At 54.8% G+C, this 18747-nt stretch carries 17 protein-coding genes and 1 riboswitch; of the genes, 14 read left to right on the forward strand and 3 right to left on the reverse strand.

The genetic code is table 11. The features are described from left to right. Window positions 1-21: 21 nt before the first annotated feature. Window positions 22-192: riboswitch (FMN riboswitch) on the reverse strand. 219 nt (window positions 193-411) lie between these two features. The 3 genes from CIK78_RS07450 to CIK78_RS07460 are packed head-to-tail and all read left to right on the forward strand — an operon-like array spanning window position 412 to window position 4449. Next, entirely contained in the window at window positions 412-1452 is a 1041-nt protein-coding gene (locus CIK78_RS07450) for an AbrB family transcriptional regulator (protein WP_096278687.1), read from the forward strand. Between the two features lie 50 nt (window positions 1453-1502). After that, complete coding sequence (locus CIK78_RS07455) at window positions 1503-3389, forward strand: ABC transporter ATP-binding protein (protein WP_096278689.1); 1887 nt, start codon at window positions 1503-1505, stop codon at window positions 3387-3389. A gap of 52 nt (window positions 3390-3441) precedes the next feature. Next, on the forward strand, window positions 3442-4449 hold the full coding sequence (locus CIK78_RS07460) for an NAD(P)-dependent alcohol dehydrogenase (RefSeq protein WP_096278691.1): 1008 nt from the start codon (window positions 3442-3444) through the stop codon (window positions 4447-4449). A 100-nt stretch (window positions 4450-4549) separates the two neighbouring features. Here CIK78_RS07460 and CIK78_RS07465 read toward each other — a convergent pair whose 3' ends face one another. Further along, on the reverse strand, window positions 4550-4816 hold the full coding sequence (locus CIK78_RS07465; RefSeq protein WP_096278693.1) for a hypothetical protein: 267 nt from the start codon (window positions 4814-4816) through the stop codon (window positions 4550-4552). A 166-nt stretch (window positions 4817-4982) separates the two neighbouring features. Here CIK78_RS07465 and CIK78_RS07470 point away from each other — a divergent pair, with 166 nt between their 5' ends. Both CIK78_RS07470 and CIK78_RS07475 read left to right on the forward strand, forming a co-directional pair. Beyond that, window positions 4983-6128, forward strand: coding sequence for a hypothetical protein (locus CIK78_RS07470; protein WP_096278695.1), 1146 nt, complete (start codon window positions 4983-4985; stop codon window positions 6126-6128). Between the two features lie 38 nt (window positions 6129-6166). Further along, entirely contained in the window at window positions 6167-7003 is an 837-nt protein-coding gene (locus tag CIK78_RS07475; protein WP_096278697.1) for a mechanosensitive ion channel domain-containing protein, read from the forward strand. 15 nt (window positions 7004-7018) lie between these two features. Here the strand turns inward: CIK78_RS07475 and CIK78_RS07480 are convergent, their stop codons facing one another. Further along, window positions 7019-7753 (reverse strand): YebC/PmpR family DNA-binding transcriptional regulator, encoded by a 735-nt coding sequence (locus CIK78_RS07480; protein WP_096278699.1) that lies wholly within the window; start codon window positions 7751-7753, stop codon window positions 7019-7021. A 203-nt stretch (window positions 7754-7956) separates the two neighbouring features. Between CIK78_RS07480 and CIK78_RS07485 the strand changes: the two genes are divergently transcribed. Next, complete coding sequence (locus CIK78_RS07485; protein WP_096278702.1) at window positions 7957-8574, forward strand: LysE family translocator; 618 nt, start codon at window positions 7957-7959, stop codon at window positions 8572-8574. A 60-nt stretch (window positions 8575-8634) separates the two neighbouring features. Further along, window positions 8635-9126: a glutathione peroxidase gene (locus CIK78_RS07490; RefSeq protein ID WP_096278704.1), complete on the forward strand. Its 492-nt coding sequence runs from the start codon at window positions 8635-8637 to the stop codon at window positions 9124-9126. 18 nt (window positions 9127-9144) lie between these two features. Here the strand turns inward: CIK78_RS07490 and CIK78_RS07495 are convergent, their stop codons facing one another. After that, complete coding sequence (locus CIK78_RS07495; protein WP_096278706.1) at window positions 9145-9531, reverse strand: hypothetical protein; 387 nt, start codon at window positions 9529-9531, stop codon at window positions 9145-9147. Window positions 9532-9721: 190 nt separating this feature from the next. Between CIK78_RS07495 and fabV the strand changes: the two genes are divergently transcribed. From fabV to astB, 7 genes are all read left to right on the forward strand, one after another. After that, window positions 9722-10933, forward strand: coding sequence for an enoyl-ACP reductase FabV (fabV, locus tag CIK78_RS07500; RefSeq protein ID WP_096278708.1), 1212 nt, complete (start codon window positions 9722-9724; stop codon window positions 10931-10933). Between the two features lie 182 nt (window positions 10934-11115). Further along, on the forward strand, window positions 11116-12093 hold the full coding sequence (locus CIK78_RS07505) for a GlxA family transcriptional regulator (RefSeq protein ID WP_176483378.1): 978 nt from the start codon (window positions 11116-11118) through the stop codon (window positions 12091-12093). Between the two features lie 116 nt (window positions 12094-12209). Then, window positions 12210-13424, forward strand: coding sequence for an aspartate aminotransferase family protein (locus CIK78_RS07510; protein ID WP_096278710.1), 1215 nt, complete (start codon window positions 12210-12212; stop codon window positions 13422-13424). 38 nt (window positions 13425-13462) lie between these two features. Next, a complete protein-coding gene (locus CIK78_RS07515; protein WP_096278713.1) occupies window positions 13463-14527 on the forward strand; it encodes an arginine N-succinyltransferase in 1065 nt (354 codons plus the stop codon). Beyond that, entirely contained in the window at window positions 14527-15558 is a 1032-nt protein-coding gene (astA, locus tag CIK78_RS07520; protein WP_096278715.1) for an arginine N-succinyltransferase, read from the forward strand. The genes CIK78_RS07515 and astA overlap by 1 nt, the downstream gene beginning before the upstream one ends. A gap of 50 nt (window positions 15559-15608) precedes the next feature. Next, window positions 15609-17081, forward strand: a complete 1473-nt coding sequence (gene astD / locus CIK78_RS07525; RefSeq protein ID WP_096278717.1) for a succinylglutamate-semialdehyde dehydrogenase — start codon at window positions 15609-15611, stop codon at window positions 17079-17081. Further along, window positions 17078-18433 (forward strand): N-succinylarginine dihydrolase, encoded by a 1356-nt coding sequence (gene astB, locus CIK78_RS07530; RefSeq protein WP_096278719.1) that lies wholly within the window; start codon window positions 17078-17080, stop codon window positions 18431-18433. The genes astD and astB overlap by 4 nt, the downstream gene beginning before the upstream one ends. Window positions 18434-18747 lie beyond the last annotated feature (314 nt).

Below are 18747 nucleotides of genomic sequence, written 5' to 3' on the forward strand. Positions count from 1 at the left end.
ACTGTCATACGCACAGCATGGAAACCTTCTCTTTTATCCGGACTATGACCGTCGGCTCCGGAATCTCACCGAATCTGCTGACCTCAGCCACTAAAAGCGATTAGCTGGCTGAGCGCTCGTGGGCTTATCCGCAATGACGATTGAAGCGGCATTACCACCGGTGGGGACTTGCACCCCGCCCTGAGAAAGTTTGCCATTAATGGCAGCTGCTTATTATACGCGTGCTGCACGGTGTGTGTAGATGGCATCGCCAAAAATTACGTTTTGCATCCGCTTATGCGGGCGTAAAAGGGTGGTTCACGCGCGATCCTGAAGCCCAAAATGGCCTTGTCGGTGGTAAACTGGCGGTTACGCTTAGCAGGTTAATGATTGCGTAGCGATGAGTAACGTTTTGGAACCAAGGGAGTTGGCGTGAAGGATATCCAGATAAATGCAGGGAGCGTCAAAGGGCTGGCAGTATCGTTAGCGGTTGGCGCGGTCGGCGGCACCGCCTTTCAACTGACAGGGCTACCCCTAGCCTGGATGCTGGGCCCGCTTATTGCCAATTTACTGGTCTCATCTCAAGGTGTGAAAGTCGCAGTACCTGAGCCGGTCCGCAATATTTTCTTAGCTATCATGGGCATGGTGCTAGGCAGCCAAGTAACGCCGCAGTTGGCGCATCGGGTGGTCGATTGGCCAGTGTCCGCTGGGCTACTGCTATTGGGAGTCGCGGCTTCTACGGCAGTGGCTGCCGCCTGGTATAGGCGCTGTGGATTTGATCCTGTCAGTGCGTGGTTTGGAGCTGCCCCCGGCGCTATGACGGCGATGATACTATTGGGTGAAAAATGCGGTGGAGACCCTCAGCGTATCGCGGTCTCGCAGTCGCTGCGTATGATCCTGGTTATTCTTTTTTTACCGCCACTGTTTTGGGCCTCTGGCGATGGCGGGGAGGGCGTTGGTCCAGTCCATAGCGGCTTAGAACATGGCTGGATGCTATTGACGATACCGCTTGTGCTGCCGCTAGGTCGCTTTCTGCGAATCCCTAGTTCAGCGCTGCTGGCACCGCTGCTGCTGGCTGCTCTATTGTCCGGTTTTGATATCGCCAGCCTTGTGTTACCGGGCTGGGGAATGAATGTAATGCTCTGGGTGCTGGGCAGTGCTATTGGCTCGCGCTTTCAAGGCATGACGCGCAAGTTGCTAGCGCGCTATTTGTGGCAGTCGGGCATTGCAACCCTACTAGCATTAGCCGTACTGGCATTATTTGCCGAGCTGATTCATCAAATATTGGGTGTGGGACGCGACGTAGCGCTGTTAGCGCTGGCGCCGGGGGGAATTGGCGAAATGGCGATTTTGGCCTTCGCGCTCAATATTGATCCAGTATTCGTTGCTTTCCACCATCTGCTGAGAATGGTGACCCTAATGATCATTGCACCCTTTTGGGCGCGCTGGTTAATGCGCCGATCCGCTTCTTAAGACATCAGCAAAGACCGTTAAAATCAACGTCAGTAACGTAAGGAAGACTCATGCTATCGCGTGTTTTAAAACCGCTATTTCGCTACTTCGAAACGCGGATTAATCCCTATCCTGAAGGCGACGTTAAAACACCGCCCAAGGGCTTAATGCCCTTTATTGTGCATTTTTCGCGCCCAATGCTGCCGCTGCTGCTGCTGATGACACTGTTTACGGCGCTGGTGTCGGGTGCCGAAGTGGTTTTTTTCAGCTACATGGGCCAGCTAGTGGATTGGCTGGGTAACGTTGAGCGAGCGGGCTTTTGGGCCGAAAATGGCCTGTGGTTGGCAGGCTTAGGGCTTTTAATGCTGGTCGGTTTGCCGCTGCTCGTGCTGCTGCAGTCGCTGGTGACTCATCAAAGTATTTTCGGGAACTACCCGATGATTGGCCGCTGGCTTTCGCATCGCCATATGCTTAGCCAAAGCCTAGCGTTTTATCAGGATGAGTTTTCTGGGCGGGTGTCGCAAAAAGTCATGCAAACAGCGCTGGCGATCCGTGAAACGGTCACAAAGGTGATGGGCCTGCTGGTCTATGCCATTGTGTATTTCACCGGCGCCGCCTTTTTGCTCGGGCGGGCAGACCTTTTGCTGCTGATACCGCTTGGCCTTTGGCTAGTCGGCTACTTAGCGATTATGCGTTTCTTCGTGCCCCGCCTGCGCGACATTTCGATGGCTCAGGCCGATGCTCGCGCGCAAATGACCGGCCGTGTGGTCGACAGCTACAGCAATATTCAAACCATCAAACTGTTTGCCGACACTCAGCGCGAGCAGCGCTACGCGCGTGATGCGATGGAAGGCTTTATGGTGACGGTGCATGATCAAATGCGCCTGGTCACGATTATGAGTGTCGGGCTGACGCTACTGAACACAGCACTTTTGGTGGGCACGGCGGCCATGGCTATTAGTGCCTGGTACATGGAAGCTATTTCCCTGGGGGTGCTGACGATCGCGATTGCGCTGGTGATGCGTATTCGCTTTATGTCTGATTGGATTTTATGGGAAGTGGCGGGGCTGTTTGAAAATATCGGCACCGTACAAGATGGCATGAATACTATCGCCCAGGAACCAACGGTGCGCGACGCGCCTGATGCACCGTTATTAGTAGTCCCCCAAGGTGAGATTCGCTTTGAAGTGATGCGGTTTGGCTACGACCAAGCTAAAGGTGAAAGTAAAACCGTGTTTGATGGGCTAAATCTCACCATTGCTCCGGGTGAAAAAATCGGCTTGATTGGCCGCTCCGGCGCGGGCAAGTCAACGCTTGCTAACCTGCTGCTGCGTTTTTATGACGTACAGGGTGGGCGTATTTTAATTGATGGGCAGGATATTGCCCAAGTAACCCAGACGTCTTTGCGCCATCAGATTGGCATGGTGACACAGGACACCTCGCTGCTACACCGCTCGCTGCGCGACAATATTCGCTACGGCAGTCCGCAGGCTAACGATGAAGATGTTTGGAACGCGGTATGCCGCGCCCATGCCGATTCCTTTATTGATCAGCTGGTCGATCCGAAAGGGCGTCGAGGGTTAGATGCCCACGTGGGTGAGCGGGGCGTTAAGCTGTCAGGAGGCCAGCGTCAGCGGATTGCTATTGCCCGAGTGCTGCTTAAAAATGCGCCGATTCTGGTCCTTGACGAGGCAACTTCTGCATTGGACTCAGAAGTGGAGGCCGCCATTCAAGAGCAGCTGGATACGCTGATGGAGGGTAAAACGGTCATTGCCATTGCCCATCGCCTGTCCACGATTGCCATGCTTGATCGATTGATCGTCGTGGATGAAGGGTGCATTGTCGAAACCGGCACGCATCAGGAACTCCTGGAGAAAGACGGCATCTATGCAAGCTTATGGCAACGTCAGTCCGGTGGCTTTTTAGGCCTAGACGTGTCGGAAAGTGATGCGTCTTAACGTGTGCTTTACATCAAATCACTAGCAGCGAGCGCTGCAAGGGAGGTAGACGATGCAAGTCATTACACTGCAGCAGCCCGGTGGGTTAGATAACCTCAACGTACAGCAGATGGATGCGCCCGGTGAGCCGATGGCAGGTGAGATTCGCGTGCGTCTGCACGCAAGTTCGCTGAATTTTCATGACTACGCGGTTGTCGCTGGCATGATTCCCACCGAAGATCAGCGCATTCCCATGTCGGATGGTGCGGGCGTTGTTGAGGCGGTCGGCGAGGGCGTGACGGAGTTTGCCGCGGGCGACCACGTGGTGTCTACCTTCTTCCCTTACTGGCTGGAAGGCCCCGCGCGAGTCGGCGATTTCCGTACGACGCCAGGCGACGGCGTGGACGGCTATGCGCGAGAGCAGGTTGTACGCCCCTTTGAGTGGTTCACTCACCAGCCTAAGGGCTATAGCCATGCTGAATCGGCTACCTTGACCACCGCAGGCTTAACCGCTTGGCGGGCACTGGTGGTCGATGGCAATATCAAAGCGGGTGATAGCGTTCTGGTGCTTGGTACCGGCGGTGTATCAATCTTTGCCCTGCAGTTCGCGCGCATGATGGGCGCGCGGGTCATCGCCACCTCATCGTCCAACGAAAAACTGGCACGGCTGAAGGAAATGGGCGCTGAACACACTATCAACTATAAAGAGACACCTGACTGGGGTAAGCGCGTTAAAGAGCTCACCGACGGGGAAGGCGTTGACCATATCGTTGAAGTGGGGGGGGGCGGTACGTTGTCTCAGTCGATCGATGCGGTAAAAATTGGAGGCAAGATTGCGCTGATTGGAATATTGACCGGCCGTGAAGGTGAGGTTCCGACCGCCAAGTTAATGGCCAAGCAAGCCAGTCTTAAAGGGCTGATCGTAGGCAGTCGTCGGCATCAAATTGAGATGATTCGTGCGCTGGAAGCCCTGGATATGCACCCTGTGATTGATCGCGAGTTTCCGCTGGCCGACATCGCGGACGCCTTTCGACATCAGGCATCAGGAAAACACTTTGGGAAAATTTGCCTGACGTTTTAAGATATTCTGATGTTTTAAAACATGCTGATGTTTCAAAACAGTAAGGCTCGTTGAGATCCTGCACGCCTTGCTACTGGTTCAAGGCGTGCAGGAACGGGTATTAATCTAATAAACGGCTGTAAACGACGCCTTTTACTTCAAGCTCAAGTATGTCTTCATAGGCCACTGTCATCCCTTCCACATCGCCGGATGACTTGTGGCTGTTTTTGATCTCGGTGTCTGGGATCACCTTCACGCCTGCTGCCGTAGCGTGCTGTATTCGGGCACTAAACCGATTGCCATGCTGCTCAATCAGTAGCCGTTCCCCAGCAATACACTTGCCTATTTTATCGTGCAGCTCTTCTTCACTGACATGAACGACACTCATCGCTTGCTCCTTTAGCTCGCAATCGCTATGGCAAAACACATCCGTACGCTAGGTACCTTAATGGCCTGTCTATGAAGACTTTATTTTAGACCATAAGTTCGTGTGCCGTTAGAAGCTGTGTGCATCGTGCTAAAGTGATGACTTACGCAGCCATAGGGAAAGTGTCATGGGGGAGTACTCATCAACAGGCGTCTCGCCACTGTGGGAAGTGGTCGCGCTGGATCAGTTTTGTCCCCCCGAAAAGACGCAGGCGAGCCAGTGGCGACGTCGTTGGCGTTCCGCTTCAAAGTGGTTAATCGGTAAAAAAACCTCAGAACAGCAGGTAAAAGAGGAGCATGAGCTGCGCTCCTTACCCGAGATTAGGCTGGCTCATTTAGTGCCTCCGGTCGACTGGGCGCCCGCTGCTAGCATGTTAGCGCAGGCACTTGACGCTCAGGACGCGCCGGTCACGTTTTTTATTACGCCGCCACATGGCGGTCACGCCTCTGTGGTCACCCATTGGGCTAAGCAGCATAATGCCGTTTGCGTCGAGCCTCCAACGCTTAGTGAGCTTGCCAAAGGCGATACGCAGTGGATAGCGCATTGCGTGCACCAGAAAAGCTGGGCAGTGCCTGCATTAGAACGGCATTTTTTACGCCACACGCAGGGTATTCAAAGTATTCGTGAATTTCTTGAGCGTGCCTTAAGTGGTCGCTTAGGACACGGTGTGATTGGGTGCGATAGCTGGACCTATGCCTATCTTCAGCAGGTGATCGGGATCGACGGGGCGCCGGTATTTACGCTGCAGTCGATGCAAGGCGAACAGCTAACACGCTATTTTTCCAATATCAGCGCAAGCGATGGCCAGTATCCGTCTGTCTACAGCACTCGGACCGGCAAGCAGATATTGCCAGCGCTAGAAACAAAGCGCCACCAGGCTGCGCATAAAGAGCTACAGCGCTTGGCAGCCCATTGCCGCGGGCATTTAGGCATTGCTTGGCACTACTGGCACGAACGGCTGCGTGAGCCATCGTCAGGTGAGACACAAGCGCTGTGGCTGGTGGATGCGCTGGCCGATGCGGAGCTGCCTGCGGATACTGGCGATATCGCAACGCTCGTGCTGCATGCGCTATTGATTCACGGTGGTCTGGATGATCAGTCATTGGGAGAGGTGCTGCCGTTCTCACATCACGAAGCGCTGAATGCACGGCTGGCGCTGCAGCGTAAAGGGATCGTTTCAAGCTGGGAAGGGCGTTGGCAGATCGCCCCACTTAGCTACGCTAGCGTTCGCCAATTATTAGAATCGCGCAATTATCTGGTCGATTCGCTTTAAGCCGGCTCTCGCTAAGCGGCAGGCCCACGGAGGGCTCCATGGACGACCAAAAAAAGTACGCAAGACTGTTTAACGATATCGATAGCCAAGCATTAATTACCGTGGGGCTAGTGCTGTTAAGTGCCATTGTGCTGATTATTGTCAGCCAGCGTGGGCTCAACTGGCTGGCTTCGCGCTTACACGGGCAGGTCCGCTTTCGAATATTTGCATTAGTGCCGCTAACGCGCCTGTTTGTGCTGATCACTGCGCTGGCGATTGTCACGCCGATTATTATCGAGCCGTCATTACGCAACATGGTAACGCTGCTGGGTGCGCTGGGTTTAGCCATTGGCTTTGCTATGAAGGACTACGTCAGTAGCCTAATTGCGGGAGTCGTTTCGGCCATTGAGCTACCTTATCGCCCTGGGGATTGGGTCAACATTGAAGGCACCTATGGCGAGGTCAAGCACGTAGGGCTGCGCACTGTCGAGATCCAAACGCCCGATGATGATTTAGTCGCGGTGCCGCACTTAAAGCTATGGGATCACGCCATTTATAATGCCAATAACGGCGGCACCAGTTTGCAGTGCGTGGCGAGTTTTTATCTTCATCCTGAGCATGAGGCGGGCTGGGTGCGCAAAGCGTTGCGCGATGTAGCGCTCACCAGCGCCTACTTGAAGTTCGACCAACCGATCATCGTCGTGGCTGAAGAGAAGCCCTGGGGCACCCACTACCGGATACGCGCCTACCCGGTAGACCCACGTCAGCAGTTTCTGTTTATTACCGACCTAACCGTGCGCGGTAAGACAGTGCTCAGTGCGGCAGGCGTCCGGTCAGCATTGTTACCACCTGATGCTACCCTGGATGCCCGCAACGCTGCGCAGTCAACGTATTGACTGGCTGGCTAACGCTTAAGCTTCGGTGGGCTCTGGCAGCTCACCGCTGTGGAAGACATTTTGTACATCATCCAGCTCGTTCAACATGCCTAAGAACTTTTCAAACAGCGCCACGTCGTCGCCTTCAACCGGCGTGGTGGTTTGCGGCAGAAATTGAATTTCGTCAACTTCAAAGTCAATCTCACCGAAAGCGTCTAACAGCGCCTGTTTGGCCTTGGCATAATCAGTGTGCGGGGCAAAGACGGTAATGCGTTCGGCTTCTTGCTCAATGTCAGTGACATCAACATCTGCTTCCATAAGCGCTTCCAATACGGCTTCTTCATCGCTACCGCTAAACGAGAAAATAGCGCAGTGGTCGAACATGTGGCTCACGCTGCCGGGCGTGCCAATTTTGCTCTTGGTTTTGGTAAAGCAGCCGCGAACATCGCCAAAGGTGCGGTTAGGATTGTCGGTCAGGCAGTCAACGATCACCATGACATTGCCTGGCCCGAAACCTTCATAGCGCGCGGTAGAGAAATCTTCGCCGCCTGCACCGCTGGCTTTGTCGAGCGCTTTATCAATAACGTGGGAAGGAACCTGATCTTTTTTGGCACGCTCCATCAAGCCGCGCAGTGCAAGGTTGCCATTAGGATCGCTGCCACCCGCTTTAGCGCAAACGTAAATTTCACGTCCATATTTGCTATAGACCTTGGTCTTCGCATCGGCCGTTTTGGCCATGGATTCCTTACGGTTCTGAAAAGCCCTACCCATGTTGCCGTCCTGTGTTAGCCATACCACGCGCATTGAACGGGCGGTATTTTGAAATGTGAAAAGAGCTCAAAGAGCAAATTTTACCCAACAGCGTACCATGCTAACAGCGTTATTTAAGCCGCTCGCCAAAGAGCAGGCCTCACCTGTCGTATACTCGTGGTTTGCCCCCATGGGCTGACATTTGATCTCAGGAATAAAACGCTATGCCGCTGACACTCTGGTTATCATTAGCCGCTATCTGCGCCATGGGGGCGATGTCGCCAGGACCAAGTTTGGCATTAGTGCTACGCCATACGCTAGGCGGCGGGCGGTTGTTTGGCGTGATCGCGGCCATCTTTCATACGCTCGGCGTGGGGTTTTACGCACTGCTGACAGTATGGGGGCTAGGCGCGTTGATTGCCGGTTTTCCGATGCTGTTCCAATTGATCACTTGGTGCGGCGCCGCTTACTTAGCCTGGCTAGGGTTTCAAGCGCTGCGCGCCGGAAAAGCAGGCGCTTTGCATCCGGCTGCCATGGCGACGAGCAGAGGGCAGGCGGCTAAAGAGGGCGTGCTAGTCGCGTTAGGAAACCCTAAGCTGATCCTGTTTTTTGTTGCGCTGCTCAGTCAGTTTGTTAGCCCAGACATGAGTGCGTTGGCGAAAGCGATTATTGTGCTGACCGCGATGGTGATTGACGGTGGCTGGTACGTACTTGTTGCGGTGGTGCTTTCGCATTCAAGAATTCTGCCTTGGTTGCAAAAGAATGCCCACTGGATTAATCGTATTACCGGCGTTCTGCTCATCGTGCTGGCGCTGAGAGTGGTTGCCGGGCCGCTGGTGTAAACAGAATAGCCGTGGCATGGTAATCGCTATGCCGTTTAAGGTGTTTGTAGGGCCTATTTAATGACGATTTACGACCAAGACTGTTATACCCACCAAGCGAAACCGTTCAATCTGCGGGCGTTGCGTGGCCAAGTATTATTGGTGGTCAACGTGGCTAGCCAATGTGGCTTCACGCCACAGCTGAAAGAGTTGGAAACCTTTTATCAGCGCTATCGTGATCGTGGTTTTACCGTGCTGGGATTTCCATGCAATCAATTTGGGCGCCAATCCCCGGAGAATGCCCAGGCGTTCTGTCAGTTTGGCGAACAGCAGTATGGGATCAATTTTCCGCTACTAGAGAAGGTGCATGTGAATGGCGGTCGTGCTCATCCGCTGTTTGTGTGGCTAAAACATCAGGCGCCAGGCGTACTGGGGACGCCAATGATCAAGTGGAATTTCACTAAGTTCTTGATTGGTCGCGATGGAAACGTCATTGCTCGCTTTGGCCCGCGTGACCACGGGCGCCCATTGCGGTTGGCGTTGGAAAAAGCCTTAGATGAATCTTACCCGTAGCGTGGCGGTATAAATGCGTTAAACCTGTTCGCCCCGTACAACGGCAAGTCGGTTCATTAGCGCATTCAGGCGGTGGCGCACCATCATGGTGGTCAATCCTGAAAACAACGCCCAGCTTTTACGCCGCCAGCCTTTTAGGCGCAAGTTGTGGTTGACCAGCTGCTGCATGAGCTTGCGGTCGTTAAATTGGCGCCATTCGCTAGCAATGGAAAGCTGATGACGCGACATGACCGGCGCCATTTCCAAACGAAACATCCACTCCAATTCTTTAAGCGACATCTCGTAGCGTTGCACGACGTCCAGCATGCGCGAGTAGTCCCGTTCGCTGGGCTCACGGTCAAGCCACAGCGGCGCTAACGCTAGCCAAAGATCGCCGCGTTCGTCTACTAGCTGCTGTGCATTCATGGTGGCCTCGTATGGGGAGTCGTTGCTGGCATAAGGACGTTAACTGATATCGTGACGCGAAACCCTGGTGATCTCAAGCGCGGACAATAGCGCAAGAGCGGACAGCGCGCACGGAGACAGCTAGAATAACCCCATCAAGCCACGACATCGCGATGTCGATAGCCAAATTAATCTGATAACGAGGTTCGAGATGATTATTAAACCCAAGGTGCGCGGCTTTATTTGTACGACTACCCACCCGGTGGGCTGTGAGAAAAATGTTCTTGAGCAGATTGAGGCTACCCGTGCCCGTGGTTTAGATAAAAGCGCCGGCCCGAAAAAGGTGCTCGTGATTGGTGCATCGAGTGGCTATGGTTTGGCCGCGCGTATTACCGCAGCGTTTGGCTATGGTGCTGACACGCTGGGCGTGTTCTTTGAAAAGCCTGCTACTGATGTCAAGCCTGGCACCGCGGGTTGGTACAACAGTGCTGCCTTCGATAAATTCGCTAAACAAGAAGGCCTGTACAGCAATTCCATCAATGGCGATGCGTTCTCACACGAAGCGCGGGAAAAAGCCATTGAGTTGATTAAGCAAGATATGGGCGAGATTGATCTGGTGGTGTACTCGCTGGCATCGCCCGTTCGTAAAATGCCGGATACCGGTGAGCTGAAACGCTCCAGCCTTAAGCCGATTGGCGAAACCTACCGCGCTACGGCTATCGATACCAATAAAGATGCGATCATCGAAGCAGAAGTGGAACCGGCAACACAGGAAGAGATTGACGACACCATTACCGTCATGGGTGGCGAAGATTGGGAACTGTGGATGAGCGCGCTAGATAAAGCGGGCGTGCTGGCGAAAGGCGCTCGCAGCGTCGCGTTTAGCTATATTGGCACCGAAATCACTTGGCCGATTTACTGGCACGGTGCGCTGGGTAAAGCTAAGGAAGACCTGGATCGCGCCGCGACGGCGATTGATAGCCACCTGAAGGCCAGCGGCGGCGGTGCCAATGTTGCGGTGCTCAAGTCCGTAGTGACTCAGGCGAGCGCGGCGATTCCGGTTATGCCACTGTATATCGCGATGGTCTATCGCATTATGAAAGAACAGGGCCTGCATGAAGGCACCATTGACCAGTTGAATCGACTGTTCGGTGAGCAGCTTTACTCCGAGCAAGGTAAGCGCGGCGAGTTTGCCACCGATGAGGTCGGCCGCCTGCGGCTAGATGATTGGGAGCTGCGTGACGATGTGCAGCAAGCCTGCCAGGACCTTTGGCCGGAAGTGACGACCGACAACCTGTTCGACATTACCGACTATGCGGGTTACAAACACGAATTCTTGAAGCTGTTTGGATTTGAGCGTAGCGATGTCGATTACGACGCCGATGTCAGCCCGGCAGTTAAGTTTGATGTCGTCAGTCTGTAAGCCTTAGGCCTTGTGACGTGTTTGCTTGATGCTGTTATTGCCGGGCCCTGTGCCCGGCAATTTGCATTGATGCGTCACTTTTTTGCAATAGAGGGCAGAACGCTGCTCTCCACTGCGTAATTGCGTAAGATAGGCATTTCATCCAGTTGATGGCGGTTCTTCATGCAGCTCAGCGACTTATCATGCAGCCTAACGCGCTAATGGCGCAGCCTAATGTGATCCGCAGGCGGGTCGCATTTCTGCTGCTGCCGGGCTTTTCGTTATTGGCCCACGCCAGCGCTATTGAACCACTGCAAATGGCCAACCAGTTGAGTGGCCAAATGCTTTACCACACCGCCACCTTAAGCATGGATAGTCAGCCGGTGCGCAGCGGTGCTCAGCTTTCGCTGCTGGCTCAGCATGCGTTAAGCGAGGCACCGGGCCCTATCGATCTGCTCTTGATCTGTGCGCCTACGCCGCTGCCCTATACCTTGCCCGCTAAGCTCAACGAATGGCTGCGAGGCCATCAAGGCCGTGGCGTATCTTTAGGCGGTTTGGCCGGTGGCACGGAAGTGCTGGCGCGCTGCGGGTTGCTAGAAGGATACCGAGCAACGCTTCCATGGCAGCGTTTTGAGGCTTTTTCCCAGGCATACCCACAGGTAACGCTCTCCCAGCAGCTGTTTGAAATTGACCGCGACCGGTTGACCTGTGCGGGCGGCACGGCTGCCATGGATATGATGCTCACGCTGATTGGCCAGCATCACGGGGCGCGACTGGCAGAACAGGTGTCTGAGCAGTTTGTTTGCGACCGCATTCGCTTAGCCGATGAGCGCCAGCACGTGCCGCTTCGCAGCCGCTTAGGGCATGCCCCGCAAAGTTTGGTCGATGCCGTGACGCTAATGGAAGCCAATATCGAGGAGCCGCTTTCGACTCTTGAACTGGCTGAGCATTTGGGTATTTCTCGCCGCCAGTTAGAGCGGCTATTTAAGAAATATCTCCAGGCAGTGCCCAGCCGCTATTATCTGGATTTGCGTTTGCAAGAGGCACGCAAGCAGCTGCGCGAAACCGATCGCGCGATTGGCGATATCGCCTTTGCCACAGGATTTTCCTCCGGCGCACACTTCTCAACCGCCTATCGCAACCATTTTGGCATGACGCCAAGAGAAGAGCGTTTGGCTTAGCGTGCATAAAACCAAGCGTGGTTATTCATAATTCCCTGTCACATTGCTGAAAGCAGATAACCACGTCAGCGCCTTATACTGTTTTTACCCCATTATTCTATTGGAGAGTTTGCCCCATGAGCACCATCCCAACTCGGCAGGATTTTGATCAATACATGACGCCTAACTATGCACCGCAGCAGATTATTCCGGTGCGCGGCGAAGGTAGCCGACTATGGGATCAGCAGGGGCGTGAATACATCGATTTTGCCGGCGGTATTGCGGTGAACTCGTTAGGCCACTGTCATCCTGTGCTGGTTAACGCGCTTAAAGAGCAGGGTGAAAAACTTTGGCATCTCTCCAATATCTATACCAATGAGCCAGCCCTTAAACTGGCTAAAAAACTGGTAGAACGCACGTTTGCTGACAAAGTCTACCTTTGCTCTTCAGGAGGGGAGGCGAACGAGGCGGCGCTGAAGCTGGCTCGTCGCTACGCGGTAGATCACCACGGCGAAAAGAAAGACAAAATCATTTCCTTCAATCAGTCCTTCCATGGCCGCACTCTCTTTACGGTTAGCGTTGGCGGTCAACCCAAATACTCGCAGGGCTTTGGCCCGATTCCTGGCGGCATTTTGCACGCTGAATTTAATGACCTGGAAAGCGTTCGCGCCTTAATGGGCGACGATACCTGCGCGGTGATGGTTGAGCCAATGCAGGGCGAGGGTGGCATTCTGCCGGCTAGCCCCGCATTTTTGAAAGGCCTGCGCGAACTGTGCGATCAGCACAACGCCCTGCTGATTTTTGATGAAGTGCAAACCGGCGTTGGTCGTTGCGGGACACTTTACGCCTACGAGCGCTATGACGTGACACCGGACATTCTCACAAGTGCTAAATCGCTAGGCGGTGGTTTTCCGGTAGGAGCGATGCTGGCAACTGATAAAGTCGCCAAGTCATTAGCCTTTGGCACCCATGGCTCAACCTACGGCGGTAATGCGCTGGGGTCTGCCATCGCGTTGGCGGCAGTTGAATTTATCGATACTCCAGACGTTCTAGCAGGCGTGCAAGCGCGCCACGATCTTTTCCGTGAGCATTTAGAAACCATTAATCGCAAGCATGGCGTGTTTAAAGAAATACGCGGCATGGGGCTGTTGATCGGCGCTCAAATGTCGGATGCTTTTGAGGGTCGCGCTAAAGAGATTCTGCCGCTGGCCATTGAGGAAGGTTTAATGGCACTAATCGCTGGGCCTAACGTACTGCGAATGGCGCCTTCGCTGGTGATTCCTGAGGCAGATATTGTTGAAGGTATGGCGCGCTTAGAGCGTGCCATTGAGCGGCTTGTTACCACAGCATGAGTGAGCCACAGGCCGCGTTAACCGAGGGGGCGTCGAGAATGCTGGTAGTGCGACCCGTTAGGGCGACGGATCTCAACGCATTGGAGCAGTTAGCTGAGCAAGCCGTGCCTAAGCTAACCAACCTGCCTGCTAACCGTGAGCGACTTGAGGAGCGCATTGCGCGCTCTTTGGATGCGTTTAGTGGTGACGTTGAGTTTCCTGAAAATGAGCACTATACCTTTGTGTTAGCGGACGATAGCCGGGAGGAGGTGCTGGGTACGGCCACTATTCGCGCCCAGGCTGGCGCCAGTGAAGCCTATTACACTTATCGTCAAGAAACGCTGATTCACGCCTCCCAGCAGCTCAACGTGCGCCGTGAAGTGCAGACACTCGCGCTTTCCCATGAAGTGTCAGATGCCACCTTGCTGTGTGCTTTTTCGCTTAACCCACGCTACAAGGGCACCAGTGCAGAAAGCCTGCTACGCCGGGCGCGGTTGATGTTTATTGCTCAGTACCCCGAACGCTTTTCGCGCATTCTAGCCGTGGCATTTCCAGGCTATTTGGATACCCACAGCGAATCGCCCTTTTGGGAGAGTGTAGGACGGCACTTTTTTGCCCGTAGTTTTCAAGATATTAATCACGTGGCGGGAGTGCGCTCGAAAAGCTTTATCGCTGAGGTGATGCCTCAATTTCCACTTTATTTGCCGCTGCTTACGCCTCAAGCGAGGGCCGCGATTGGTCGCGAACATCCGGCTCATGAAGAGGCGCTACAGGAGATGTTGGCGGAAGGCTTTGTGCGCTCTCGTCACGTGGACATTTTCGACGCCGGGCCGATTGTAAAAGCGGAGCGCGAGCGGCTGGAAACCTTTCGTAGCGCCGCTTGGCACCCGGTACGCATTCGCCCTGAACATGCGCTGCCCGATGCTGAGCCGGCGATGGTCGCCAATCAAAAACTCGGCGAGTTCCGCTGCATTGTGTCGCGCTATGCGCTCTCGCCGACGGGTCAGCTAATGCTGTCTCCTGAGCACGCTGAGCGGCTGGGTGTCACCGAAGGGCGAGCGGTGCTTGCCGCGCCGTTGACATTACCCACCGCGGTAGACGCGCTTGATGAAGGAGAAATGTAATGCGCATTCGACCCATTGCCCGTGAAGATTTGGATGGGCTTCAGGCGCTTGCGCAGCAGGCAGGCGTTGGCTTTACCTCATTACCGGATAATCGTGAATTCCTCGCCGGTAAAATTGAAGCCGCCGCCAGCGCATTTGAAGAACGCACGCCGGTAGACGATCGGCTCTACTTCTTTGTATTAGAAGACGAAGAAAATGGCGAACTCGCCGGCTGTTGCGCGATTGAGGGGCAGGTGGGTCGTGAAGTGCCGTTTTATAACTATCGCCTAGGTGCGTTGGCACACTCATCCATCCAGCTTGATTTGCATCGCACTATCGATACGCTGTTTTTAAGCTCCGACCACACTGGCGATGCAGAGGTTTGCTCACTGTTTCTGCGTCCTGAGTATCGTGGCGAAGCGAATCGTCACTTACGCAATGGCGCGCTGCTTTCAAAGGCTCGGTGGCTGTTTATCGCTCAATTTCGTGACCGCTTCCCGCAAAAAGTGCTGGCGGAAATGCGCGGCGTGTTCGATGAGAACAACACCAGCCCCTTCTGGGAGAGCCTGGGTAAGCACTTTTTCCCGATGGACTTCAGTGAAGCTGACCGCTTAACCGGTTTGGGCCAGAAGAGCTTTATCGGCGAGCTGATGCCACGGTTTCCTATCTATACAACGTTCATGGCCGAAGAGGCGCGAGCCTGCATTGGCCAGGTGCATCGCCATACTCGACCTGCGCTAGAAATGCTCAACAAAGAAGGGCTGCGCTGGGAAGGCTATATCGATATTTTTGATGGTGGCCCGACGGTAGAGGCGTATATCGACGACGTGCGAGCGGTCCGCAACTCGCGGCTGTGCCAGGTAGACGTTTCATCTGGCGCCCCGCAAGAGAGCGTCAGCCGCTGGCTGGCGTCGACTATCCAAATGCGCAATTTTACTGCCAGCTGGATAGGCCGTGCGCCCACGCATGACAACATCATTGTGCTTAGTGAGCAGGAAGCAAGACGACTAGGCGTCACCACCGGTGACTTCGTTCGCTTACTGGAAACCTAAATCCTGCAAAAATAAGCACGGCATAAGTTTGGTAACGTTAGGAGAGAACGATGCACGCTCAACAGCAGCAATTGATCAACGGCGGCTGGGTAGCCGGTGAAGCAGACACGTTCGCCAAGCATGATCCCATCTCGGCTAAGCAGCTGTGGCAGGGCGCATCGGCATCTAGTGAGCAGGTTGGCGCCGCGATTAACGCCGCAAGGGGAGCGTTTCCTAGCTGGGCGCGCACGCCCGTTACTGAGCGTCAGGCACTGGTCGAGCGGTTTGCCGAGATTTTAAAAGCGCGTGGTGAAGATCTTGCCCTGGCGATTGCCTCTGAAACCGGCAAGCCGCTCTGGGAGGCGCGCACCGAGGCCGGAGCGATGGTGGGTAAGATTGCCCTGTCGATCAGCGCATACCACGAACGCACCGGTGAGCGTGAAAAATCAGTGGGTAGCGCTAAAACCGTTCTACGCCATCGCCCCCACGGTGTCATGGCAGTATTTGGCCCGTACAATTTCCCCGGTCATTTACCTAACGGCCATATGGTGCCTGCGCTGCTAGCGGGTAACTGCATCGTTTTTAAACCTAGTGACCAAACCCCGCTAACGGCTGATCTCACACTGCAGTGCTGGCTAGAAGCCGGGCTGCCTGCGGGCGTTATAAACTTGGTGCAGGGTGGCGTGGCAGTCGGACAAGCGCTGGCTGCGGATCCCGGCATTGATGGCCTGCTGTTTACCGGCAGTGCCAATGTTGGGGGCATGCTACACAAGCAGTTCGCCGGGCAGTTGGATAAAATTCTCGCGCTGGAGCTAGGCGGTAATAATCCCCTGGTGGTTAAGGATGTGCCCGATCAGCGCGCCGCCGTGCTGGCTATTCTACAGTCGGCCTACCTTTCCGGTGGCCAGCGCTGTACGTGTGCTCGTCGATTGGTGGTGCCCTTGGGTGACGTTGGCGACCGCTTAATCGAAGCGCTCTCAGAGGCTATTACCAAGCTGCACGTGGCGGGCCAGTTTGACGAAAATCCTGCGCCATTTTACGCCGGTTTGGTTAGCGTGGCTGCCGCGGACGGGCTGCTAAAAGCTCAGGACGCGCTGGAAGCACTGGGCGCCACGGTCATCAATCGTATGCAGCGGCTTCAGGAGGGCACCAGCTTGCTGAGCCCTGCGCTTATCGACGTGACGGGACTGGACGTTCCTGATGAGGAGCACTTCGGGCCGCTACTCAAGATCCATCGTTACCACGATTGGGATGAGGCGCTTGAGCTTGCTAATAATACCCGTTATGGGCTCTCTGCCGGTCTGATTGGCGGTGATAAAGCCGATTGGGACGACTTTTTACTGCGTATCCGTGCCGGGATTGTGAACTGGAATCGCCAAACGACCGGGGCTTCTGGCGATGCACCTTTTGGAGGCGTGGGCGACAGCGGCAATCATCGCCCCAGTGCTTACTATGCGGCGGACTACTGCGCCTACCCCGTCGCGTCCATGGAAGCTGACACCTTGGAGATGCCCGATACCCTGCCGCCGGGAGTCATCCTATGAGCACCGCTGCCATCAGCAATGTCAGAGAAGTCAATTTCGACGGTTTGGTTGGCCCTACCCACAATTACTCTGGGCTTGCGGTAGGTAACGTTGCCTCGATGAGCCATGGGGGCTTGGTGTCGAACCCCAAAGAGGGCGCGCTGCAGGGCCTGCTGAAAATGAAGTCGCTGATGGATGCAGGCTACGCTCAGGGCGTATTGCCACCTCAGCAGCGGCCTGATATCGGCGCGCTGCGTGATTTAGGCTTTAAGGGTAGCCACCGTGAAGTGTTGGCTCGCGCCGCCACCGAGGCCCCGCATTTGCTGCGCGCCGTTTGCTCCGCTTCCAGCATGTGGACGGCTAACGCAGGCACTATTACGCCCAGCCGGGATGCATGGGACAGCCGAGTACATTTCACTCCGGCGAATCTGCAGTCCAGCTTTCATCGTTACCTCGAACCACGAACCACGGGCCGCGTACTGCGGGCGATTTTTCACGATGAGCAGTATTTCGCCCATCACCCGGTGTTGCCCGCCACGCCTGATTTTTCCGATGAAGGCGCGGCCAACCATACGCGCCTTTGCGGCGAGCATGGCGAGCCGGGCGTTCATCTGTTTGTCTATGGCCGCCAGGCGTTTGGTGGCGAGCGTCAGCCAGCACGCTTTCCGGCAAGACAGACGTTAGAAGCTAGCCAAGCGGTGGCTCGCCAGCACGGCCTGACGGAAGCTCAAACAGTGTTTGCTCAGCAGCACCCGGACGCCATCGACGCAGGCGTTTTTCACAATGACGTGATTGCCGTTGGCAATGGCCCTGTACTGCTGTATCACGAAATGGCGTTTTTGGACGAAGAGGGGACGCTAGATGAGCTGCGCGCCAAAATGTCGACGCCCTTGATTCCCATACGCGTACCTCTCGATGCCGTCAGCATGGAAGATGCGGTAGCTTCCTATCTGTTCAACTCACAGCTGCTGTCTAATCCAGACGGTACTATGACGCTGGTCGTACCCAGCGAGTGCCAGGAGCGAGAAGCGGTCTGGCGTACGCTGCAAGGTTATCTGCTGGCGGGCAATAACCCGATCAGTGAGGTGATCGTGAAAGACGTCAAGCAGAGTATGCGCAACGGCGGCGGACCTGCCTGCCTGCGTCTGCGCGTGGTGCTGACGGATGCCGAACGAGCAGTGCTTACCAGCCGCGTGCTGCTGACCGATGTGCTGTACGGCGATCTTACCGCTTGGGTCAATTGTCATTACCGCGACCGATTAGCGCCCGATGATCTTGCCGACCCGCAGCTTGCAGAAGAATCGCTCACGGCATTGGATGAACTGACGCAAGTGCTGCAAATTGGCTCGGTTTATCCATTTCAGTTGGGGTAGGAAGAACGCTGTTAACAGCAAGCCGAAACGCCAAGGCGCTGCCTTGGCGTTTTTTATTGATGTACTTGGATACGGTTAAAATACTGCTTTTAGGTAACCGTTTTTTGTAAATAAAGAGTTGATTTTGTTTGTTTAATAATAGATATTGCGCACAAAAATTTTAGCAGAAAAGCACTGACGAGTCTTGGGTGAAAACCCTTTCTCTCTATTTTGTCTGGGGCTGTATTCCCGCTGGAGTTGGGCGCTAATCTCGTGCGCTTTACAGCTCTCATATTGCGTATGTTCACGCACTCATCGCCAGAATACATTGATCC

This window comes from Halomonas sp. JB37, assembly GCF_002332255.1.
GTDB lineage: Bacteria > Pseudomonadota > Gammaproteobacteria > Pseudomonadales > Halomonadaceae > Vreelandella > Vreelandella casei.